Source organism: Antarcticibacterium arcticum, assembly GCF_007993795.1.
In the GTDB taxonomy this organism is placed as follows: Bacteria; Bacteroidota; Bacteroidia; order Flavobacteriales; family Flavobacteriaceae; genus Gillisia; species Gillisia arctica.
On sequence record NZ_CP042476.1, the window covers coordinates 1469603 to 1493094 of the forward strand.

22 protein-coding genes are annotated in these 23492 nt (G+C 40.3%); 14 read left to right on the plus strand and 8 right to left on the minus strand.

The window, feature by feature from the left end:
• Nucleotides 1-2: 2 nt before the first annotated feature.
• The 3 genes from FK178_RS06575 to FK178_RS06585 form a co-directional block, all read right to left on the minus strand.
• A complete protein-coding gene (locus FK178_RS06575; protein WP_146832462.1) occupies nt 3-290 on the minus strand; it encodes a hypothetical protein in 288 nt (95 codons plus the stop codon).
• A 99-nt stretch (nt 291-389) separates the two neighbouring features.
• Nucleotides 390-887, minus strand: a complete 498-nt coding sequence (gene ribH / locus FK178_RS06580) for a 6,7-dimethyl-8-ribityllumazine synthase (RefSeq protein WP_146832466.1) — start codon at nt 885-887, stop codon at nt 390-392.
• Between the two features lie 2 nt (nt 888-889).
• Nucleotides 890-1660 (minus strand): tetratricopeptide repeat protein, encoded by a 771-nt coding sequence (locus FK178_RS06585; protein WP_146832469.1) that lies wholly within the window; start codon nt 1658-1660, stop codon nt 890-892.
• A 145-nt stretch (nt 1661-1805) separates the two neighbouring features.
• Between FK178_RS06585 and recF the strand changes: the two genes are divergently transcribed.
• From recF to FK178_RS06600, 3 genes are all read left to right on the plus strand, one after another.
• Nucleotides 1806-2885: a DNA replication/repair protein RecF gene (gene recF / locus FK178_RS06590; protein WP_146832472.1), complete on the plus strand. Its 1080-nt coding sequence runs from the start codon at nt 1806-1808 to the stop codon at nt 2883-2885.
• A gap of 116 nt (nt 2886-3001) precedes the next feature.
• On the plus strand, nt 3002-3445 hold the full coding sequence (locus tag FK178_RS06595; protein WP_146832475.1) for a lipoprotein: 444 nt from the start codon (nt 3002-3004) through the stop codon (nt 3443-3445).
• Nucleotides 3432-3725, plus strand: a complete 294-nt coding sequence (locus FK178_RS06600; RefSeq protein WP_146832477.1) for a DUF721 domain-containing protein — start codon at nt 3432-3434, stop codon at nt 3723-3725. Before FK178_RS06595 ends, FK178_RS06600 begins: the two co-directional genes overlap by 14 nt.
• Before the next feature lie 73 nt (nt 3726-3798).
• Here FK178_RS06600 and FK178_RS06605 read toward each other — a convergent pair whose 3' ends face one another.
• Entirely contained in the window at nt 3799-4218 is a 420-nt protein-coding gene (locus FK178_RS06605) for a nucleoside-diphosphate kinase (protein WP_146832480.1), read from the minus strand.
• A 74-nt stretch (nt 4219-4292) separates the two neighbouring features.
• A complete protein-coding gene (locus tag FK178_RS06610) occupies nt 4293-5354 on the minus strand; it encodes an alkaline phosphatase D family protein (RefSeq protein WP_146832483.1) in 1062 nt (353 codons plus the stop codon).
• A gap of 81 nt (nt 5355-5435) precedes the next feature.
• Here FK178_RS06610 and FK178_RS06615 point away from each other — a divergent pair, with 81 nt between their 5' ends.
• From FK178_RS06615 to FK178_RS06625, 3 genes are read left to right on the plus strand one after another with little or no spacing between them, the layout of a single operon-like run.
• Nucleotides 5436-6452 (plus strand): DHH family phosphoesterase, encoded by a 1017-nt coding sequence (locus tag FK178_RS06615; RefSeq protein ID WP_146832485.1) that lies wholly within the window; start codon nt 5436-5438, stop codon nt 6450-6452.
• Nucleotides 6449-7015: a gliding motility-associated peptidyl-prolyl isomerase GldI gene (gldI, locus tag FK178_RS06620; protein ID WP_146832488.1), complete on the plus strand. Its 567-nt coding sequence runs from the start codon at nt 6449-6451 to the stop codon at nt 7013-7015. Before FK178_RS06615 ends, gldI begins: the two co-directional genes overlap by 4 nt.
• Nucleotide 7016: 1 nt before the next feature.
• Nucleotides 7017-8141 (plus strand): peptidylprolyl isomerase, encoded by a 1125-nt coding sequence (locus FK178_RS06625; protein ID WP_146832491.1) that lies wholly within the window; start codon nt 7017-7019, stop codon nt 8139-8141.
• Nucleotides 8142-8256: 115 nt separating this feature from the next.
• Here FK178_RS06625 and FK178_RS06630 read toward each other — a convergent pair whose 3' ends face one another.
• Complete coding sequence (locus FK178_RS06630; protein ID WP_146832494.1) at nt 8257-9720, minus strand: aminoacyl-histidine dipeptidase; 1464 nt, start codon at nt 9718-9720, stop codon at nt 8257-8259.
• A gap of 240 nt (nt 9721-9960) precedes the next feature.
• Here FK178_RS06630 and FK178_RS06635 point away from each other — a divergent pair, with 240 nt between their 5' ends.
• The 8 genes from FK178_RS06635 to FK178_RS06670 all read left to right on the plus strand — a co-directional run bounded on the left by FK178_RS06635 (nt 9961) and on the right by FK178_RS06670 (nt 21616).
• On the plus strand, nt 9961-11034 hold the full coding sequence (locus tag FK178_RS06635) for a DUF3810 domain-containing protein (RefSeq protein ID WP_146832497.1): 1074 nt from the start codon (nt 9961-9963) through the stop codon (nt 11032-11034).
• Nucleotides 11035-11108: 74 nt separating this feature from the next.
• Nucleotides 11109-14069 (plus strand): amidohydrolase family protein, encoded by a 2961-nt coding sequence (locus FK178_RS06640; RefSeq protein ID WP_146832500.1) that lies wholly within the window; start codon nt 11109-11111, stop codon nt 14067-14069.
• Between the two features lie 10 nt (nt 14070-14079).
• A complete protein-coding gene (locus FK178_RS06645) occupies nt 14080-15393 on the plus strand; it encodes an amidohydrolase family protein (RefSeq protein ID WP_146832503.1) in 1314 nt (437 codons plus the stop codon).
• Between the two features lie 112 nt (nt 15394-15505).
• Nucleotides 15506-16309, plus strand: a complete 804-nt coding sequence (locus tag FK178_RS06650) for a TrmH family RNA methyltransferase (RefSeq protein ID WP_146832506.1) — start codon at nt 15506-15508, stop codon at nt 16307-16309.
• A gap of 60 nt (nt 16310-16369) precedes the next feature.
• Nucleotides 16370-17608, plus strand: coding sequence for a M48 family metallopeptidase (locus FK178_RS06655; RefSeq protein WP_146832509.1), 1239 nt, complete (start codon nt 16370-16372; stop codon nt 17606-17608).
• A gap of 35 nt (nt 17609-17643) precedes the next feature.
• On the plus strand, nt 17644-19851 hold the full coding sequence (locus tag FK178_RS06660; RefSeq protein WP_146832512.1) for a RelA/SpoT family protein: 2208 nt from the start codon (nt 17644-17646) through the stop codon (nt 19849-19851).
• Between the two features lie 28 nt (nt 19852-19879).
• Nucleotides 19880-20341, plus strand: a complete 462-nt coding sequence (locus tag FK178_RS06665; RefSeq protein WP_146832515.1) for a Fur family transcriptional regulator — start codon at nt 19880-19882, stop codon at nt 20339-20341.
• 3 nt (nt 20342-20344) lie between these two features.
• Entirely contained in the window at nt 20345-21616 is a 1272-nt protein-coding gene (locus tag FK178_RS06670; protein ID WP_146832517.1) for an adenylosuccinate synthase, read from the plus strand.
• 80 nt (nt 21617-21696) lie between these two features.
• Here the strand turns inward: FK178_RS06670 and FK178_RS06675 are convergent, their stop codons facing one another.
• Nucleotides 21697-22536 carry a ferritin-like domain-containing protein gene (locus FK178_RS06675; RefSeq protein ID WP_146832520.1) on the minus strand — a complete coding sequence of 280 codons (840 nt, stop codon included), beginning with the start codon at nt 22534-22536 and terminating at the stop codon, nt 21697-21699.
• A 40-nt stretch (nt 22537-22576) separates the two neighbouring features.
• A complete protein-coding gene (locus FK178_RS06680) occupies nt 22577-23317 on the minus strand; it encodes a ferritin-like domain-containing protein (protein WP_146832523.1) in 741 nt (246 codons plus the stop codon).
• Nucleotides 23318-23492: the final 175 nt, after the last annotated feature.

Genomic DNA, 23492 nt, shown 5'->3' on the forward strand with positions numbered 1-23492 from the left:
GATTAATTCGAGAAGATAGATAAATCAAAGTCCAATATCCATAAAACTATGAGCACGAGGATAAGGATAATTATGATCACCCGTTTATTAAGTTCCCTGTTCCCGCGGTTTCGGCTGGAATTTCGGGCATCGGCCCACTGGGAGCCAAAATCAATGGCATTTGTGGTATTCCTGTATTTATTGAATTTGGAATCAAACTCATACAAATTCCCTGAATCTTTGCCCTTATAATAACGTGGAGTGTAATTATAACGGGAATTCTTGCGGAGTTTTAAAAAATTGGCTTTCAAATGGATTGCTTTACAGATGTTCAAATTTACTTAAAAAGCCTCACAAAATAAAGCCTGATCAAGCAAAATACCTGGCGCAAGAATAATGCCGAAGAAAGGCTAGAAACGGGCGTCTTTTCTTAACTGGGCCATTTTAATAGCCGTGATACCGGCCTCAGCTCCTTTATTGCCGTGCTTCCCGCCAGATCTGTCTATGGCCTGTTGCATATTTTGATCTGTGAGCACACAAAAGATAACAGGAATATCGTGATTCACATTCAAATCTTTTATCCCCTGGGTTACCCCCTGGCACACAAAATCAAAATGTTTGGTCTCCCCTTCTATCACGCTTCCTATGGCAATAATAGCATCAAGCATATCAAAGCTTTCCTGCATTTTTTTACAGCCATAAACTAATTCAAAGCTCCCGGGAACGTTCCAGCGTACAATGTTTTCATTGATCACGCCATTTTCCTTAAGGGCATCAAAAGCTCCCTGGAATAACCCTTCGGTTATATTTTCATTCCATTCAGATACTACAAGACCAAACCGGAATTCCTTAGCATTAGGAACCCGGTTTTTGTCATATTCTGAAAGATTTTTACCCTCGGTAGCCATACTTATTTCATTGCCTGGGCACGTCCTAAATAGACAGGTACCTGCTCAGCTTCAGGAGTGGTTGAATACTCATCCTTTATCCTGTTCAAATATTTTACAGCCTGCTCTCCTTTACCTACCTGAATAGCAGTAATAGCACCCTTGATAAGGGCTTTGGGTGTCGTAAAGCTGTTAGACCTCATTTCGGCAGCCTTATCGTAAAAGTTAAGGGCTTCTTCAGGCTGGTTTAACTGCAGAAAAGCGTCACCAATTCCAATACTTGCCAATGGCGCAAGGATCTCATCATCACTCTTAAAATCCTCAAGATAGGTGATGGCATCCTGGTATTTGTTGGTATGTAAGTAGGCAAAACCCGCATAATAGTTTGCAAGATTCGCTGCATTGGTACTGCTGTAATCTTCTATGATATCAAGGAAACCATATTTTCCTTCTCCCCCGGTAAGGGCCATATTATATAATGAATCGCTTTGGGCACCAGAGGTAGCAAGAGCATTATCAAAATATTCCTGAGCCTGGAACATTTCGTTTGCAGCTTCCTTCTCCTTTGGCTCCTGGATAAAACGCTGGTAGCCCAGGAATCCAAGGACCACAACCGCCGCAAGACCTACAATAATGTAGATGTATTTTTGATTACTTGCAACCCATTCTTCGGTTTTATTGGCACCCTCATCCAGGGTGTTGAAAACTTCAGCTGTTGTAGATTGTTCCTCTACATGTTTTTGTTGCTCGTCTTTCGTTGATGGTTTATGTCCTTTTTTCTTGTAAGTCGCCATAAAATCTGTTTAATGAGTCGCAAAAATAAAATTTTAATCTTAATATAAAGGGAAAAATATTCTAATTTTTTTAATATTTCATTATGATTATTTTACCTTTACATCAAAGCACATATTAATTCAAAAAGCTGATTTTCAGCAATTTATGTATTTAAAATCCCTTTCCCTTGTTAATTATAAAAATTTTGATTCGGCTTCATTTGATTTTGATGCTAAAATAAACTGTTTGGTAGGCCATAACGGGGTGGGAAAAACTAATGTCCTGGACAGCATCTATCACCTTTCATTTGGAAAAAGCTATTTTAATCCAGTCACGAGCCAGAATATAAACCACCAAGCCGAATTTTTTGTGATTGAAGGAAATCTTGAAAAAAACCAGCGCGAAGAACATATCCTGGTTAGTGCCAAACGGGGCCAATCTAAAGTTATAAAACGGAACAACAAACCTTACGAGAGATTTAGCGAACACATTGGGTTTATTCCGGCAGTGATGATCTCCCCAGGAGACCGTGACCTCATCCTGGAAGGCAGTGAGACCAGAAGGAAATTTATTGATGGGGTGATCTCTCAAAGCGATCAAAAATATCTTAACGCGCTTATTCTATATAATAAGGTGGTTGCGCAAAGAAATGCCCTCCTAAAATTCTTTGCGGCCAATTCAAAATTTGACCGTGATACCCTTGAGATATATAACAGCCAGATGCAGGAATATGGCAATATACTGTTTGAAGGTAGAACAGCTTTTCTACAGGAGTTTATCCCAATTTTTGATAAAAGGTATGCCGAGATCACCAACAGTAATGAAAAGGTAAGTCTTCAATACAAAAGCCAGTTACAGGAAAAACCCCTTCATATTTTGCTGGAAGAGAACCTGCAGAAAGATATGGTGCTTCAATATACAACGGTGGGACTTCATAAGGATGACCTGAGTTTTGAGATTGACGGGCATCCCATTAAAAAGTTTGGATCGCAGGGCCAGCAAAAGTCCTTTTTAATCGCCTTAAAACTTGCCCAGTTCGATTTTATAAAAAAGATCAATAAAGCCAGCCCCATTTTATTACTGGATGATATTTTTGACAAACTGGATGAACAACGCGTCGCTCATATAGTAGCTTTGGTAGCAGGTAACGAGTTGGGACAAATTTTTATAAGTGATACCCACGCAGAGCGCACTGAGAAAGTGGTAAAAGAAAGCAACCAAACTTATAAAATATTTAAATTATGACAGGCGCATATGAGAGATTCGATACATACAACGTTGAACCGGCCTGCCGGCATGAAGGGATATGCGAATTACTCCGATAGCTAACGGGAGAACAATAAAAAAATGAAAATCAACATATGAAACAACTTATCCAAACCCTGGTTATAATCCTGGTTTTAACCGGATGCCAAAGTCAAAAACCCGAACAGCAACTAAAACATCTCGAAGGTTACTGGGAAATAAAACGGGTAGAAATATTGCCAGATTCAGTAAGAGAATATAAATACAATGAAACAGTAGATTTCTTCGACCTTACCGGAAAAGAAGGAGTAAGGAAAAAAGTAAGGCCACAATTGGACGGGACTTTTCAGGTAACCGAAGATTCAGAAAACATTAAAATAATCATTGAAGATAATGAGCTCTTTATATATTACACAACACCTTTCGACACCTGGAAGGAAAGGGTGATATTTGCAGAAGAAAACGAATTAAAAATAGAGAATGAAGATGGAATGATCTATCATTATACAAGATACTCCCCATTAAATATAGACAGCGAAGAAACTTATGAAAAGGAATAATGAAAATTTAAAGTTAAGCGAAGCCTTACAGGATTTCGTGTCCAAAAACAAACTTCAAACAGGCCTGGACAAAGTAAATGCCCGTGACGTATGGAACGAGCAAATGGGCCCGGCAATAGAAAAATATACCACCTCTCTTAAACTGGATGGAAGCACTTTATATGTGCAGTTAAGTTCTTCAGTACTTCGGGAAGAACTAAGCTACGGCAAGGAAAAGATAGTACGCCTGTTAAATGAAGCTTTGGGCAAAGACCTAATTAATAAGATCGTTCTCAGGTAGTACCTATATTAAGTTAAATAGAAAAGCCCGCTCCTTGAAAAAGAAACGGGCTTTTTTATTCTGAATATGTTCTCTAGAACATCTCTCTACCTGAAAAATGGAAAGCAGCTTCTATTGCCGCGTTTTCCTCGCTATCACTTCCATGAACTGCATTTTCTCCTACAGATGTTGCAAATTTCTTTCTTATGGTACCTTCAGCAGCTTCAGCAGGATTTGTAGCCCCAATTAAAGTCCTGAAATCTTCAACTGCATTTTCTTTTTCAAGAACAGCAGCAACAATAGGACCACGGGTCATAAATTCTACCAATTCCCCAAAGAACGGGCGTTCGTTATGAACAGCATAAAAAGTCTCCGCATCGTGCTTAGTCATTTGGGTTAATTTCATCGCTACAATTCTAAAGCCGGAAGCGTTGATTTGTTCAAGGATCCCACCAATGTGTCCTTTCTCAACCGCATCGGGTTTAAGCATTGTAAAAGTTCTATTCTCTGCCATAATATGGTTTTTAAATTTTTTGCAAAACTACATAATTCAATTCTTTATACAAGCCTACTTCCGGCTTTTTCCATTTATTTATATTTTTCCAAATGCTCCTGTTGTAAAATATTTTCCTTTCCCCGCATTTCCATGCGTATGGATCTGGAATCAAAGTCTATAAACAATAATCCGAAACTTAGATCACTCACTACCTCCCCGGTCCTGTATTGGTTTGGTTCTCCCGTAAAACCGGTATAGGTATGGGTAAGGCCGCTGGAAGTAAAATCTACCAATGCATACTTCAACCCTTTTACCTGCTTTCGGGAGAATTCTGAAATATGGCGATCGCCAGTGAGTATCACGACATTTTGTGCTCCTGAGGATGCGATAAGATCTTCTAATTTTACCACTTCCAACGGGAAGTTACCCCAGGTTTCGAAGCCATGCTCTGCGGCTAGGATCTGAATACTGCTTACCAGAATATTAAAATCGGCCCTGCTATCTTTTAATTCCTGTTCCAGCCACGTCCATTGCGCCTCTCCAAGGATTGTTCCCTCAGGGTCGGGCTCATAACGTTTCCCGGGGGTTTCACTCATTGTAAGGTCTGACCGGAAGTAGCGGGTATCTAATACTATAACTTTTACACTTCCTTTTGGGGTGGTGTAAAGTTTACTATGGTAAACCCCTTCCCTTTCCCGGCGGAGATCATTTACAGGTACATCCAGGAAATCCAGGAATTTTTGCTGACTCTCTTTTTTAAATTCCCAGTTGGTGCCTCCATTATTCTGGCCGTAATCATGGTCATCCCAGGTTGCAAGTATTTCTGTAGATGCCAGTAATTTTTGGTAGCCTGCATTTGCCTTCTGGGTCTCATAATCATTTTCCAGCTGCTGCATATCGGCTGTATCGGCATAAACATTATCACCTCCCCAAATAAACAAATCGGGATTGTTTTCAACGATCGATTCCCACAGGGGTTGTGGCAGGTCTTGCCTGTTACAACTTCCAAAGGCGATAATAAAGTCTGAAGATTTGGATGGAGCGTCAACAGAAGTTTTTTCATTTATAATTCCCTCCTGTTTCTCTGCAGGTTTCGAGGTTCCGCAGGAATTCACCAATAAAAATAGCAGCGATAAGCGTAAAATTTGTTTCATTTGTGCAAAGTTATAAGAACCCCTAAATTAAGAAATCAGTTTATAGCAAAATGTTATTAAATTGTATCTTTACCCCTTATTATGATAGAACAAAGTATTTTAGAAATAACTTCGGCTCTTTCCAGAGCCAATAAAATAGTTGTAGTTCCCCATAAGGGCCCGGATGGCGATGCAATAGGCTCCAGTCTTGGGATATACCATTTTTTAAAAGACAAAGGTCATGAGGTAACGGTGATTGCACCTAATGATTTTCCGCAGTTTTTAAAATGGCTTCCGGGGAGCGAAGACATACTAATTTACGAGAATCAAAAAGATCATTGTGATCAATTGATAGATGCTGCCGAAATTGTTTTTACCCTGGACTTTAATATGCTGGAAAGATCTGGTGATATGGAAGTTCCTTTGAGAGAAACACAGGCTACTTTCATCATGATAGATCATCACCCCGAACCATCAGATTATGCAGATCATACCTATAGTGATGCTACTATGAGTTCTACCTGCCAGATGGTTTATAAGTTTATTCAAAAATTACGGGCTGTTAAACAAATAACCCCCAGTATTGCCACCTGTTTATACACGGGTATAATGACCGATACTGGTTCATTCAGGTACCGTTCAACCTCTGCCGAAACCCATATGGTAATTGCAGATCTTATTGAAAAAGGCGCCGATAATACTACTATCCATCAAAATGTATATGATACTTTTTCTCAAAACAGGTTACAGTTATTAGGGGTGGCACTTCAAAACCTGAGAGTTAATAAGGAATTAAGAACAGCTTACATTACCCTTTCACAAGAAGAACTGGACCGTTATAATTTTCAGAAGGGTGACACCGAAGGTTTTGTAAATTATGGCCTTGCACTGGAAGGTGTAATTTTTGCGGTGATCTTTATAGAACATAAAGTTGAAGGCCTTATAAAAATGAGCCTGAGGTCTAAAGGAACATTTTCAGTAAATAAGTTTGCAAGAGCACATTTTCACGGGGGTGGGCATTTAAATGCAGCAGGAGGAAAAAGTAATTTATCCCTGGAAGACACTGTAACAAAATTCAATACCCTTCTTCCGGAATACAGAGAAGAGCTAGCGATATGAAAATTATAAAATTAATATTGATCCTTGTAATAGTTGGACTTTCGGGATGTAAATCCCCTGAAGCCAGAAGGCCGGTTACTCAATCTTCTGGTTCTTTCATAAATGAGTCCATAGAACGCAACCGGGAACTTGTAGCCCGTGAAGAGGCACAGATCCTTGAGATCATAGAAAGGGACACCCTTAATGATTACGTGGCCTCCAATTCAGGATTCTGGTACTATTATAATACAAAGACAACAGATTCTACAAATACCGAAACCCCGGAATTTGGAGATGTGGTACGCTTTGATTATGATATTAAGGAACTGGATGGGGATGTTATTTATGCGCAAGGGGAATTGCCCACAAAAAGATACGCTATGGACAAAGAAGATCTTTTTAACGGTCTTAGGGAGGGTCTTAAACTAATGAAAGAAGGAGAAGAAGTAACCTTTATATTTCCTTCTCATAAAGCTTTTGGATATTACGGCGATAAAAATAAAATAGGTACCAATGTGCCTATTATTACCCATGTAAAACTTCATTCAATAATTAACGAATCCAATAACAATCCTAATAATTAATATGAAAAAAGTAAATATTTTATTTGTTTGCGCCATCATTCTTGGCCTTGTAAGTTGTAAAGAGGAATATCCAGATCTTGAGGATGGAATCTATGCTGAATTCAATACCAACCAGGGAACATTTGTTGCCGAGCTTTACTATGAGCAAACACCAACCACTGTTGCTAATTTTGTATCCCTTGCCGAAGGTAAATCACATTCTGTCGTAGACAGTACCTATAAAGGAAAGAAGTTCTATGACGGATTATCATTTCACCGGGTAATAAAAGATTTTATGATCCAGGGAGGAGACCCAACAGGTACCGGTGGCGGAGACCCGGGTTATAGATTTCCTGATGAGATCGTAGATTCTTTAACCCATAATTCCAAAGGGTATTTATCAATGGCCAATGCTGGTCCCGGAACTAACGGAAGCCAGTTTTTTATAACTCTTGCAGAAACTCCATGGTTGGATGGAAGACACACGATTTTTGGCAAAATTGCAGAAGGCCAGGATGTGGTAGATAAAATAGGTCAAATGGAAACCGGCCCCCAGGACAGGCCTGTAAAAGAGGTGATTATTGAAAATGTAAATATTATACGTAAAGGAAAAGCTGCCAAAAATTTTGATGCCGCAGCGGTATTTGAAGACAGGCTGGCAAAGGTAAAAGCAGAGGAAGAAGAGCTTGCAAAACGCCAGGAAGCATCCAGAACAGAAAATGCTGCAAGATTCAGCTCCCTTGCTGAAGATGCCACCCAATTGGAAAGTGGCTTAAAAATACATACCCTTAAAAAAGGAGATGGGCCAAAACCTGCAATTACAGATATGGTTAAAGTATTGTATGAGGGCTATTTTGTAGACGGAACTCTTTTTGACACCAATGTGGAAGAGCTTGCAAAAGAATCGGGAGTCTTTAACCCGGGCAGAAAAGACCAGGGAGGTTACGGTCCTATGACTACTAAAATTGGCCCTGATGCTCAAATGATCCCAGGTTTTAAAGAAGGGCTTCAGAACATGAGCGTGGGTGATAAGGTGGTTTTATTTATTCCTTCCCATTTAGCCTATGGGCCGGGTGGTGCAGGAAATGTGATCCCTCCTAACTCTGATCTTATCTTTGTAATTGAAATGGCAGGTATTCAGGAATAATTGAACTTACCTTAAATACGAAAGCGGCTTTCCTTGAAGAAAGCCGCTTTTTTTATTCCTTATTTTCCCGCTTTGGGAAATTACTTTTTTAGTAGCTGAATAATTTTTAAATACCTCAATTCTTCTCGGGGATATTTTTCAAAATTTCCAGTACAAATTTCCAGTATTTTTGAGCTGAAGAAATGCTCGCCCGTTCATCCGGAGAATGCGCGCCGCGTATGGTAGGCCCAAAAGAGATCATATCCATTTCAGGGTAATGCTGCCCTATTATTCCACATTCCAGGCCGGCATGACATGCCGCTACATTCGCCTTTTCATTGTTCATTTTTTCGTACAACCCATCCAGCACTTTCAGAATATCTGAATTTCTGTTTGGAGCCCATCCGGGATAATCACCTGAAAGCTCCACTTCATAGCCCGCAAGTTCAAAAACGGCAGAAAGGCTGTTGGCTACATCATTTTTTGAAGATTCAACAGAGGAACGGGTAAGGCATTTTATAGTGATCCTGCCATCCTTCACCTCCACCTTCGCAATATTATTTGAGGTTTCCACAAGCCCTTCAATTTCAGGACTCATCCTGTAAACCCCATTATGGGCAGCATACACCGCTTTTAATAATTTATCCTGGGCCCCGGAATCCATTACTTTTGTGGGGATTTCGACAGAGGTTATCTCTATATTTAATTTTGGTTCCAGCGAGGAAAATTCAGCAGTGATCGCTTCTTTTTCTTCTTCCAATTCGGCTAATAAAACTTTTTCCTGTAATTCATCAACCACCACTATTGCTTCACTTTCCCGGGGTATTGCATTTCGCAATCCGCCACCATTTATCTCAGCTATCCTTAGTTCCAGGTTTTCTGAAACCCTGTAAAGCAGGCGGTTCATTAATTTATTGGCATTTCCAAGGCCTTTTATAATATCCATTCCGGAATGGCCACCCTGCAGTCCATTCACTGTGATTTTGAATGCACTTACACCTTCAGGGGTATTTTCGTTTTTGTAAGATCCTGCTGCAGTAATATCAACCCCTCCGGCGCACCCAATCCCAATTTCATCATCCTCTTCAGTATCGAGATTTAACAGGATCTCCCCGGTTAATAAACCGCCTTCAAGACCTTTTGCACCTGTCATTCCGGTTTCTTCATCTATAGTAAAAAGTGCTTCCAGTGCCGGGTGTTCAATACTGTCACTTTCCAAGATCGCCATAATGGTTGCCACTCCCAGGCCATTATCGGCTCCCAGGGTAGTCCCTTTGGCCCGCACCCAGTCTCCATCTACTTCCATTTCAATTCCCTGGGTGTCAAAATCAAAATTGGTATTATTGTTCTTTTGGTGAACCATGTCCAGGTGCGACTGCAGGACCACGGTTTTTTTATTTTCCATTCCTGGGGTGGCGGGTTTTCGTATGATCACATTTCCAACCCCGTCTACCATAGTTTCCAAATTGAGATCATTCCCAAATTTCTTCATGAATTCTATAACCCGCTCCTCTTTTTTGGAAGGACGGGGTACTTCATTAAGATCTGCAAATTTATTCCACAGGTTTTTTGGTTCCAGAGTTCTTATTTCTTCATTCATATAATTGTTATTAAGGTTTTTAGAAGGCATAACCTGATTGCCTGGTTCTTCCAGGACCTATTATGCCCAATTAATTTATCCTAATTGTGGTTTTCACGTTCGATTTAAAAACTGTGGTTGAATTTTTGATGAGATCCAAACCGGCAGTTGTTGCTTATTTTATGGTATCTTCACAAAGATATTGGTTATTAGTAAAGCAGGAAAATTTGTGAGTCTTTTATTAGTTTGTAATTTTAGCATGTGAAAAATAAGTCAGGACTCATTTTGGCAATCCTTCTCCCAATTCAATATATGGGTGTAAAGATCATTTCAGAATATCCCGAGTTCGTTGAGGATTACTACAGTACAGGAATTTATCCTGTTATTGCAAGGATAATGAGAACTTCCCTGGGGGTCTTACCTTTTTCCCTTGGAGACCTGTTATACACCTTTTTTATAATTTCGGTAATTAGATGGATTGCAATCAGGGTCAATACCAGGTTTAAAAATCCGCGGAAGTGGATCGTCCAGATATTTGCCCTCACCTCAATAATCTATGCCTGTTTTCATATCTTCTGGGGTTTCAACTATTACCGGCTTCCCCTCCATAAGACGCTTAAAATTAAAAATGATTATAATACAGAGGAGCTTATCATGCTTACTCAAACCCTTATAACCAAGTCTAATGAGATCCATTTTGAATTAACCGCCAATGATAGTCTACCCGTGCCTTATGATTTTAAGAAAGGGGATTTACTTAAAAAGACCATTGATGGTTTTGATCATGTGAGCAAAACTTATCCCAAGCTCACCTATGAAGGCAGAAGTTTAAAAAGATCGCTATATAGTATCCCGCTTACCTATATGGGTTTCAACGGATATTTGAATCCCCTTACAAGTGAAGCCCAGGTGAACACCCAGATAACCCGCTATAAGATCCCCACTACCGCAAGTCATGAAATTGGCCACCAGCTGGGTTTTGCCAAGGAAAACGAAGCCAATTTCATTGCCTGTCTTGCCACTATAAATCATCCAGATCTTTATTTCAGATATTCAGGGCTTACTTTTGCGCTTCGCTATTGTATAAATGAACTTTATGCCAGGGATAAGGAACAGGCCGATAAGCTTATGGCAACCGTAAATCCCGGGATACGGGAAAATTACCGGGAAGTTAGAGAGTTCTGGGAACGGCATCAAAATCCTTTTGAACCCATCTTTCAGTTTAGTTACAATAGTTTCCTCAAAGCCAATAATCAGCAGTCCGGGATGAAAAGTTACAGTTATGTAGTTGCTTTATTGGTAAATTATTATGATGATGTGGAAAATGCATTTTAAAATGTATTCCTTTTTATCAATTTTTTCTTAATTTCCAGCCTTGACTTATTTTATCTTCTAAAACCCTAATTTTTATGAAATTAAAAATGCTGTTGTTTGCCCTTCTTTTGACAGGGCTAAACCTTCATTCCCAGGATTATTTCCCCCAGAATGACGGTGTAAAATCGAAAAATTCCAATTACACGGTTTTTGAAAACGCGCGTATTCATGTAGATCCAAATACCATTATTGAGAATGGTATGTTTGCGGTGAAAGATGGAAAGATCACTGCTGTGGGAAAAACTATAAACATTCCTTCAAATAGTGTGCGCATTGACCTTGCAGGCAAAGAGGTATATCCATCTTTTATTGATATTTACAGTGAATTTGGTATTGCCAAACCCTCCAGGCTATCTGGCAATTCTAACCAGGCCCAATATGAAGCAAGCCGTGAGGGCTATTATTGGAACGACCATATTCGTCCTGAAACCAACGCGGTTGAACATTTAAATTTTAATATGGATGAAGCGGCCAAACTTCATAAAAATGGATTTGGGGTTGTCAATACCCATATGGCCGACGGAATAATTCGCGGCACCGGCGTTCTCCTGGCCCTAACTCCCGAAGTTACCGCAGGAGACAGAATACTTGCAGGCCGTTCTGCCCAATACCTTTCCTTTGAGAAAAGTGTTCAATCCCGTCAATCTTACCCAACTTCAATAATGGGTGCTATGGCATTATTACGTCAAAGTTATCTTGATGCCGACTGGTATTCCAAGGGGAATTCCCAAAATAAAGATCTTGCTCTGGAAGCTTTAAACCGAAACAAGAACCTGGTGCAGATATTTAAAACAACAAATCTTTTGGATGCCTTACGGGCAGATAAGATCGCAAATGAATTTGGGGTTAATTATGTGATCCTGGGAAGCGGCCATGAGTACGAAAGAATTGAAGAGGTAAAAAAATCTAATGCCACTTTCATTATTCCCCTGAATTTTCCTGATGTTTATGATGTACAGGATCCCTTTATGGCAAGTTATGTAAACCTACAGGATATGAAGCGCTGGAATCAGGCGCCTGCCAATTTGAAAATGCTTGCAGAGAATAATGTTCCTTTTGTAATTACCGCTTACAACCTAAAGGATGAAAAAAAGTTCAGGGAAAACCTGTTATTGGCAATTGAATTTGGTTTGGATAAAAAGGCCGCATTGGCAGCATTAACTACCGTTCCTGCTAAAACAATTGGACAGGAAAACAAACTGGGCGTTTTAAAAGAAGGTGCGTGGGCCAATTTCCTTGTCACCTCCGGCGATGTGTTTGACAAAGAAAGTGTGATCTATGAGAACTGGGTGCAGGGTAAAAGGAGCATTCTGGAAAATTTAAATACGGTTGACCTTGCAGGGAACTACGATCTAAAAGTGAGCGGTAATACCTATTCTTTAAAAATTACGGGAAAACCAACCGCGCCTAAAACCGAAGTAAAACAAGGTGATAAAAAAATAGAATCCAAAATCACTTATTCTGATGGGTGGATGAATTTACTTCTCACCTCTCCCGATTCTACAAAGAAAGAATTTACAAGGCTGGTAGCCAGGGTGCAACCTAAAGCTAAATCTATCACAGGAAAAGCAATTCAGCATAACGGCCAGGAAACCACATTTACTGCAGTGAGGACGAGTGATGTAGAAGATAAAAAACAGCCTTCCAAAAATGTGCGGGATGTTGTAAAGGTAACTTTTCCCAATATGGCATATGGATTTGATGCGCAGCCAAAACAGGAAAACATCCTTTTCAAAAATGCTACCGTATGGACCAATACCAATGAGGGCATCCTGGAAAATACAGATGTTTTGATCGCGAATGGAAAGATCTCGTGGGTTGGAAAGGGCCTTAATGCCGGAAATGCACGTGTTATAGATGCAACGGGAAAACACCTTACCTCAGGGATCATAGATGAACATACGCACATTGCCGCTTCGGCTATCAATGAAGCCGGCCACAATTCTACTGCTGAAGTTGCTATGGAAGATGTAGTAGATCCTACAGATATTAATATTTACCGAAATCTTGCCGGGGGTGTAACCGCGGTACAGTTGCTTCATGGATCGGCAAACCCAATAGGTGGCCGCTCGGCGATTCTTAAACTTAAATGGGGAGCCCCGGCCGAAGGAATGATCTTTAAGGAAGCTCCAAAATTCATAAAGTTCGCCCTTGGTGAGAATGTGAAGCAATCAAACCGGTCAAATGCCAACCGCTTCCCGCAATCAAGAATGGGGGTGGAACAGGTTTTCCTCGATTATTTTAGCCGGGCAAGAAATTATGAACAGGAAAAAAAGAACAATAAAAATTTCCGAAGAGACCTGGAAATGGAAACCCTTGTAGAAATACTGAATGGGGAGCGCTATGTTACCAGCCATTCCTATGTTCAAAGCGAGATCAATATGCTTATGAAAGTGGCAGAACAATTTGATTTCAGGATCAATACATTTACTCATATACTGGAAGGCTATAAAGTGGCAGATAAAATGAAAGAGCACGGGGTTGGTGCTTCTACATTTTCTGACTGGTGGGCTTATAAATACGAGGTAAATGATGCAATTCCATATAATGCGGCTATTCTGCATGAGGCAGGTGTGACAGTGGCTATAAATAGTGATGACAGTGAAATGAGCCGAAGACTTAACCAGGAAGCTGCAAAATCTATGAAATATGGTGGGATCACCGAAGAAGAGGCCTGGAAATTTGTAACCCTTAACCCGGCAAAATTGATGCATATAGATCAATATGTGGGAAGCGTGGAGGCAGGAAAACATGCAGATGTTGTTTTATGGTCCGGTCACCCCCTATCGGTTTATTCCAATGCAGAGAAAACACTGGTAGAAGGTGTGGTTTATTTTGACCTGGACCGCGATGAAAAATTAAGGGAGGAAATGGCCAAACAAAAAAATCTTTTGACCACCCAAATGCTGGAAGCCAAAAATGGAGGGGCCCCTTCAAAACCTGTGAGTCCAAAAGAAGAACAGCATATTCACTGCAATACACTGGAAATACATTAAATTAAAAGAGATGAAAAATTTATATATCACAATATTGGCCGCCCTTACCTGCTTTTCAGGAATTGTGGCGCAGCAAACTCCGGCGCCAAAACAATCCCGGGCGGTTACAATCGTTGGGGCCAAAGCGCATTTGGGAAATGGAGAGGTAATAGAAAACAGTCTGATAATTTTTGAAGACGGCAAGATCACCCAGGTGATGGATGCCCTTACCACCAAGATGCAATATCGCGGCGAGATAATTAATGCTGAAGGAAAACACGTTTATCCAGGATTCATTGCCCCTAATTCTACGCTGGGATTGGTAGAAATATCATCTGTAAGAGCTACAGATGATGAGCAGGAGATTGGAGAAATTTTGCCACATATAAGAAGTCTTATTGCCTATAATGCCGAGAGCAAGATTGTTGAAAGCATGCGTCCTAATGGGGTTCTCATAGGCCAGATCACTCCGCGGGGCGGGACCATCTCGGGAACTTCCTCCATTGTTCAATTTGATGCCTGGAACTGGGAAGATGCAGTAATTAAGGAAGATGACGGGCTACACATCAACTGGCCCGTTACATTCACCCGCGGGAGATGGTGGGAAGGTGAAACAGGGATGAAAGCCAATAAAGAGTATGCCGAACAGGTTATGAATTTAGCCAGATTTTTTCAAAACTCTAAAGCTTATTTGGCCGGAGATCAAAAGCAGGTACACCTGCCATTTGGTGCTATGGAAACCGTATTTACAGGTAAAAAGAAGGTTTTTGTACACGTAAATGGGGAAAAAGAAATTTTGGATGTACTGCAATTTAAAAAAGAACAGGGCCTCAATGACCTGGTTTTGGTAGGCGCCAACGATGCCCATAAGGTTGCGGCTCAAATAAAGGAAAATAACGTAGCCGTGCTTGCAAAAAGGCCTCATTCCAATCCCACGCAGGATGATGAAGATTATGACTTCTCCTACAAAAATGCCAGATTACTTCACGAAAGCGGAGTCCTGGTTGGCCTTGAAAGCAGCGGACAAATGGAAACCATGAACACAAGGAACCTTCCTTTTTATGCAGGAACGGTTGCGGGAACAGGAATGGATAAAGAAGAAGCTTTAAAGCTTATAACTTCAAATACTGCTAAGATCCTGGGAATAGATGATATCGCAGGTACCCTGGAACGCGGCAAAGATGCAACCCTTTTCATAAGTGAAGGCGATGCTCTGGATATGCGCGGCAATGTACTTATAAAAGCATGGATTCAGGGAAGGGAAGTAAGTCTGGAAAGTCACCAAACCAGGTTATACCAGAGATATTCAAATAAATTTAAGGATCAAAAAAGCTCCCCGGAATAAAAGAGATTTGATAGAAATCATAAGAAGGAGAAAATTAATTCTCTTATCTTTAAACCCCCAACTTCTGGGGGTTTTCTTATTATTATAAAATTAATTCTGGTATTATATCTATATGTATAAGCATATATCAAGTCTTCAAAACCCGGTTATAAAAAGACTGCTTCAACTTCAGGAGAAGTCACGGGCCAGAAAAAAGGAAGGGGTTTTTATTGTGGAGGGTGTGAGGGAAATTCAGCTTGCCATAAAAGGGGGCTTTCGCCTGAAAGAACTTTATTTTGCTGAGGAACTTTTCCCTGAAATTAAAGTGAAAGACCTGGTTAAAGATCAGGAACATCCCGAGATCACTTCCCTTTCTGCTGAAGTTTATAATAAAATAGCTTATCGCGGCAGTACCGAAGGTTTACTTGCTGTGGTTATTACGAAAGACCTTGGATTACAAAAACTGGAACTTCTGGATAAAAATCTCCTGATCCTGGTGGCCGAAGCTCCTGAGAAACCCGGAAATATAGGCGCTTTGTTAAGGACTGCCGATGCTGCCAAGGTAGATGCAATTCTTATAAGCAATCCTAAAACCGATATTTTTAACCCCAATATAATAAGATCTAGTGTTGGTTGCGTTTTCACCACCAAGATCGCTACTGGGACAACTTCAGAGATCATTGAATTTCTTCATCATAAAAAAGTAGCCATATACGCCGCTGCATTACAGGCTTCAAAAATTTATAGTGAAATTGATCTTACCACCTCATCTGCTATAGTGGTTGGTACTGAGGCAACCGGCCTAAGCAAGGAATGGCTGGAAAATTCGACTCAAAATATCATAATTCCCATGCAGGGGGAAATTGATTCCATGAATGTATCTGTGGCCGCCGGAATTTTAATATTTGAAGCAAAGCGCCAACGTCAATTTAAATGATCAAATCCCCGCTAACTTTTACATTTACAAAATATTAATTACCATAAACTTATCTACATCTTGAACCCCGAAACCCTATTTTATATCATAGTTATTATTATCCTTATCGATTTTATAGTCGATAAATTCCTGGATGCCCTTAATGCAAGACACTTTAATGATCCTGTTCCGGTTGAATTACAGGATGTTTACGAAGATGTCGAGTTTCAAAAATCACAGCGCTATAAAAAGGAACGTTACAAATTTGGTTTGGTATCTTGCACATTTTCCCTTCTGTTAATGTTAGGGTTTCTTTTTTTTGAAGGATTCGCCTGGGTTGATTCAATAGCCAGAGGATTTGCAGAAAATGAGATTATTATTGCCCTTATCTTTTTTGGCATAATTATGCTTGCCAGCGATATTCTTAGCCTGCCATTTTCCTGGTACAGCACTTTCGTAATTGAGGAAAAGTATGGTTTTAATAAAACAACCGCTAAAACTTTTATACTTGACAAATTAAAATCCTGGGGTCTAATGATATTGGTAGGAGGCGGCATCCTGGCACTTATAGTTTGGTTTTACCAGTTTGCAGGCGAAAATTTCTGGTGGTATGCGTGGGTATTGGTAACAGTATTTTCGGTTTTTGTAAATATGTTCTATGCTAAATTGATCGTACCCATTTTTAATAAACAGAGTCCTTTGCCGGAAGGTCCCCTTCGGTCCAAAATTGAGACATATGCCGGAAAAGTAGGATTCAAACTGGATAATATCTTTGTAATTGACGGTTCAAAACGCAGCACAAAGGCAAACGCTTATTTTTCAGGATTTGGAAAAGAAAAAAGGATCACCTTATATGACACTCTTATAAATGATCTGGAAGAGGAAGAGATTGTAAGTGTGCTTGCTCATGAGGTAGGACATTATAAGAAAAAGCATGTGTTTATAAATCTGGCAGCAGCTATAATAACCACGGGGTTTACCCTATGGCTGCTTTCGCTCTTTATAGGAAATCCTTTATTTTCCCTGGCGCTGGGAGTTGAAGAACCCAGTTTTCATATTGGCCTAATCACCTTTGGGATCTTATACAGTCCAATTTCAGAGCTCACCGGCCTGCTAATGAATTACCTTTCCAGGAAGTTTGAATATCAGGCAGATAATTATGCCAAAAACACCTATAATGGAGAGGCATTGATCTCCGGTCTTAAAAAACTTTCAAAGACCAGCCTTAGCAACCTCACCCCGCACAAAGCGTATGTTTTTGTACACTACTCCCACCCTACCCTTTTACAGCGATACAAAAACATAAGAAAGTTAAGGTAGTTGTTAGTTTTCATTCATTATTGTAATTTTAAACCATGACTGAAGCTGCTATAGAAAAGGAAAATAAGAATATTGCCCGGCAGTATAAGGAGCTCCTGCGTATAAGTTACCGTTTCCTCACAGAGGATGACAAAAAGATGATACGCAGTGCCTTTGATATTGCTGTAGATGCCCATAAGGACCAGCGGCGAAAATCTGGTGAGGCTTATATTTTCCATCCCATTGCTGTTGCCAAGATTGTGGCCGCCGAGATTGGCCTTGATGCTACTTCAATTGCAGCAGCGCTCCTGCACGATGTGGTTGAGGATACCAAATATACCCTGGAAGATATTGAACAAAAGTTTGGCAAAACGGTAAGAAAAATTGTTGACGGACTTACCAAGATATCCCATTTGAAAAAAAATGAGGATGTTTCCATGCAGGCCGAAAACTTCAGGAAAATGCTGCTTACCCTCAATGATGATGTAAGGGTTATTATCATAAAGATTGCAGACAGGTTGCATAATATGCAAACTATGGAGTCTATGCGCCAGGATAAGCAGGAAAAAATTGCCTCAGAAACCTTATACATTTATGCTCCACTGGCCCACAGGATTGGCCTTTACAGTATTAAAACCGAATTGGAGGACCTTAGTTTAAAATATACCGAGCCTGAGGTTTATAATGACATTCTCACGAAAATAAGGGAAAGCAAGGAGGAGCAGGATGAATATATCAATGCCTTTACCAAAGTAATTAAAGATTCCCTGGACCAGGAAAGCCTGGATTATGAAATAAAAGGGCGGCCAAAATCTATTTATTCTATTTGGAAAAAGATGAAGGCTCAAAACATCACCTTCGATGAAGTTTTTGACAAGTTTGCCGTAAGGATCATCTACAAAAGTGACCTGGCCAATGAGAAATTCCTGGCCTGGAAAATATATTCAATAGTTACAGATCATTTTAGGCCCAATCCCATTAGATTACGGGACTGGATCTCCTCCCCTAAATCTACGGGATATGAGGCGTTACATATCACTGTAATGGGGCCCAAAGGCCGCTGGGTAGAGGTGCAAATACGCAGTGAGCGAATGAATGAAGTTGCAGAGAAAGGATATGCCGCTCATTACAAATATAAGCATGGGCAGGAACAGGAGGAAAAGGATATGGAGGACTGGCTTAACCGCCTGCAGGAAGCTCTGGAAAATTCAGAGACCAATGCGGTTGATTTTGTAGAACAGTTTAAACTTAACCTCTATGCCAAGGAGATCTTTGTGTTCACCCCACAGGGGGACCTTAAATCTTTACCCAAAGGCTCCACCCCGCTGGATTTTGCATTTAGTATACATACGCAAATAGGTTATCACACACGTGGCGCCAAGGTAAACAGCAAGCTGGTGCCATTGAGCTATGAGTTAAAAAGCGGGGACCAGATAGAGATCATAACTTCTGAAAATGCAAAACCCAATGTCAACTGGCTGGACTACGCCACCACAGCCCGTGCCAGGGCAAAAATAAAATCTTCCTTACGGGAGGAAAAAAAGGAAATTGCGGAAGAAGGAAAGGCTATCCTGGCCCGGAAATTAAAAGCCCAAAAACTGAGTTTTAATGAGAAAATGATCAACGAACTGGTGATCTACTTTAATCTTAAAACCAGTCTGGATCTGTTCTACAGGGTAGGAATAGGAAAGATAGATAATAAAAAACTCAAGGAATTTACTGCTTCCAGAAGCAACGCCTTTGTGAGTTATATCAAGAGTAAAATAAGAAAACCTCATATAGCGGAAGATCTTGATAAGGAAGAGATCACAGTAAAATATGACCAACTGGTTTTTGGAAAGGAAGAGGAGATCCTGGATTATAAACTTGCCAACTGCTGTAACCCCATCCCAGGGGATAGTGTGTTTGGTTTTATAACCGTAAGTGAAGGCATCAAGGTGCATAAAAAAGACTGCCCCAATGCCCTTCAGTTTCAAAGCAATTATGCATACAGGATCATTCAGGCCAAATGGATAGATTCCTCACAGCAGGATTTCAAAGCTGTTATAAAGCTTACAGGTATAGATAATCTTGGGCTTGTAAGTGAAATTACCAATGAGATCTCCAAGAGTATGAATGTAGATATGAGGAGTATTAATTTTGAAAGTTCAGAAGGCTTGTTCAGCGGAAAGATCACGGTGATAGTTAAAAACAATTCCATCCTTAATACACTAATTCAGCACCTTAAAAAAATTAATGGAATTGATAAGGTCTCCAGAGAATAAACCAATACATTTGCAGGGAGGATAAATTATGAGCAAAAAAACAGCCACAAAAAACGATCAGGCAGTTGTAAAAAACGTCTTTACCAAATTTTTGGAAGAGAAGGGACACAGGAAAACTCCCGAACGTTTTGCCATACTTCAGGAGATCTACAACAATGAAGATCACTTTGATATAGAGTCCCTTTATATCAAAATGAAAAATAAAAAATACCGCGTTAGCCGGGCTACCCTATACAATACCATAGAACTTCTTCTTGAATGCGGCCTGGTGCGCAGGCACCAGTTTGGCCAGAACCAGTCACAATATGAGAAATCATATTTTGACCGCAATCACGATCACATAATTCTTACCGATACCGGGGAGGTAATTGAATTTTGCGACCCAAGGATCCAAAGCATCAGGCAAACAATTGAAGAGGTATTTAATATAGATGTAACAAATCATTCATTATACTTTTACGGCACCAAAAAAGAAACTACAAATCAATAATTTATGGCAGTAGATTTACTACTAGGATTACAGTGGGGAGACGAAGGAAAAGGTAAGATCGTTGATGTTTTTACCGAAAAATATGATATCATAGCACGTTTTCAGGGCGGTCCCAATGCAGGGCATACGCTGGAATTTGATGGGAGAAAGCACGTTTTGCACACTATCCCATCTGGAATCTTTCACAAAGACACCATAAACCTGGTGGGTAACGGGGTAGTTATAGATCCCGTAATCTTTAAAAGGGAACTGGAAAATCTGGATGCGTTCCATACAGATTATAAAGCAAATCTACTTATTTCAAGAAAAGCCCATCTTATTTTGCCAACCCACAGGTTGCTTGATGCTGCTTCCGAAGCTTCAAAAGGCAAGGCCAAAATTGGCTCAACCTTAAAAGGAATTGGCCCTACTTATATGGATAAGACCGGGAGGAATGGATTAAGAGTAGGTGATCTTGAGCTGGATGACTGGAAAGAAAGATACAGAGCCCTTGCCGATAAGCATGAAAAAATGATTGACTTCTACAATTCAGATGTTCAATATGATCTTGCTGAACTGGAAAGGGAATTCTTTGAAGCTGTAAAGACATTGAAATCGCTTACTTTCATAGATAGCGAGGAATATTTATACCAGGCCCAGGCCGAAGGAAAAACAATTCTTGCTGAAGGTGCCCAGGGTTCTCTTCTTGATATAGATTTTGGAACCTATCCCTTTGTGACATCTTCCACCACTACTGCTGCAGGAGCCTGTACAGGATTGGGAGTTGCTCCAAATATGATTGGTGATGCCTTCGGAATATTTAAAGCTTATACCACCCGTGTTGGTAGCGGACCCTTCCCTACGGAATTATTTGATGCAGATGGGGAAACTATGGGCCGTGTTGGAAATGAGTTTGGCGCTACCACGGGTAGACCACGCCGTTGTGGCTGGCTGGATCTTGTAGCACTGCGGTACGCAGTTCAAATTAATGGTATCACACAGCTTATTATGATGAAAGGCGATGTGCTTAGCGGATTTGAAACTTTAAAAGTTTGTACCGCTTATAATTATAAAGGAAAAGAAATAAAACACCTCCCTTATAATATAGAAGCCGAAAACGTTACCCCTGTGTATGCCACCTTCAAAGGCTGGAAAGAGGATCTTACTAAAATGGATAATGCATCTCAATTACCAGGGGAATTCATGGAATACGTAGAGTTTCTCGAGAAAGAGCTTAACGTGCCAATCTCTGTGATCTCTGTGGGTCCAGACAGGAAGCAGACTATAAAAAGATAATCCGAAACTTCTAATAATAGAAAAATGCTTTTCAGTTTCCTGAGAAGCATTTTTCTTTCAAACAAATCAAATCTAACCTTCTATACTATAAATAAACTTGCTATGGCTGTAGCAGTTTCCCCACTCATGGGTTCATCATAGGATTGTGAAACCGCAATTGCATCAAAATCTGTTGCATCCACAAGATTCACTCCGCCCTGGATAATATTTTCCTCTCCGTCATAAACTGCCTGGGTAGCTTCCGGCATTCCCGGCCCTCTGTTATTGAGAGTGATCCATCCCAAAGCATTTTGGTTAAGATTTTCTCCCAAAACATTTGCTCTTAATCTTCTTATTTCTGAAGCATGTCTTGCTTCTACTGAATGTATTTGAAGGGCTGGAGTTAAAAATGGAGTACCCATTAAATTTCCTGCCTGTCCTTTATAAGCTCTCACACCCGTATCTTCAAATGCCTGAGCAAGTGCAAGAAGTTGTGCGTAAGCCACTTCCTGGCCAGCTCCATTTTCATTGAATGGATCAAACATTCCACCAACAGTAAAATCGAATTCAGGAGAATCTATGGAATTATCTCCCAATCCACTCTTTAGAAATTCTACGTGGGCAGTTTCGTGTTTTGATATTTGCATATACACCTTTTCTGCACGGCCACCTGAAGGTAGTACTCCGGAGTCCAGCGCTTTTATGTAAAATTCCGCTTCCAGATACTCAAGGGTAAGGGCAAGTTGCAAGGCTCCGATAGCTGCATTTTGATCCTGCGCTACAAAAGCATTTGCTTTTGTTGAGGCCAGGCCAAAAGGAACAGCAACAAGGGCTGCCTTTTTGCTCAAAGATCCAAGTGTACCAAACAGGTCTCGTCTTGATGAAACCTTTTGTGTAAGATTATCTGATGTGAATTCGTCTAAAAATTTTATAATATTCATGATATTTTCTTTTAAGTTGATATTAATTCCGAACTCAGGCTTATGCTCCGGTTGGTAAATTGTTGGCAGTAAATTCTGTTTTTACAAATCCGGTTGCTCCAACTGCCTGCAGAATTTCCTGCGGACTTTGAGCCAGGTCCAGTCCATTGGCATCTATCACATCATCACCTGCGAAAGCAGTATCATCATCAAGGAAAATTGATCTTATTGCGGCAGCGTGTCTCGCTTCTACCGAAACGATCTTACCTGCTAAAACCAGATATTCAGGGGTTTGTAATAGTCGGCCGGCCCCGTTATAAGCAGCGACACCGGTATCTTCGAGAACTCTTGCAGTCCCAAGAACAGATGCTCTGTTACTAAAATCTACTCCGCTAAAATCAAACTCAAGACTTGGTAACACCTGGTTGGCAGGTGCAGCGGCATTTAAAGCGGCTTTAAAAAACTCCCTGTGAATTACTTCATGTTTATAAAGGTCTTCCAGAATAAGTTTTTCTTCGGCATTAGCTCCTGCCCAATAAGAGCCATCAAGCACTTTGGTATAAAATTCGGCTTCCAGCTGTTCCAGTGCATAGGCATAATTTAGGATACCCACATCTCCACTTCCCAGGTCAAATACATCCCCGGGCATTTGTCCCATATCATCGTCATCACTACATGAATAAAGTAATAAACTTGAACCTGCCACTGCAAGGCCTCCCATTTTTAAGAATTGTCTCCGGGAGTTGCCATTTTTTCGTGGTGCAAGATCTGTCTTTTGCACCTTGATAATTTGTTTTTTCATAATTGGTTTTACTTGATTACAGGTAAACCTACGCAGGGATGTCTTATGCGGTTTTATGAAAACCGTTAAAAATTTATTAACGAATTTAATTAATTACTAAAATCTCTTAATTTTTTGAAAACTTTATAATTTGTCTAATTTTAAAATAAACTTTTGATAATAACTCCACGTTTAT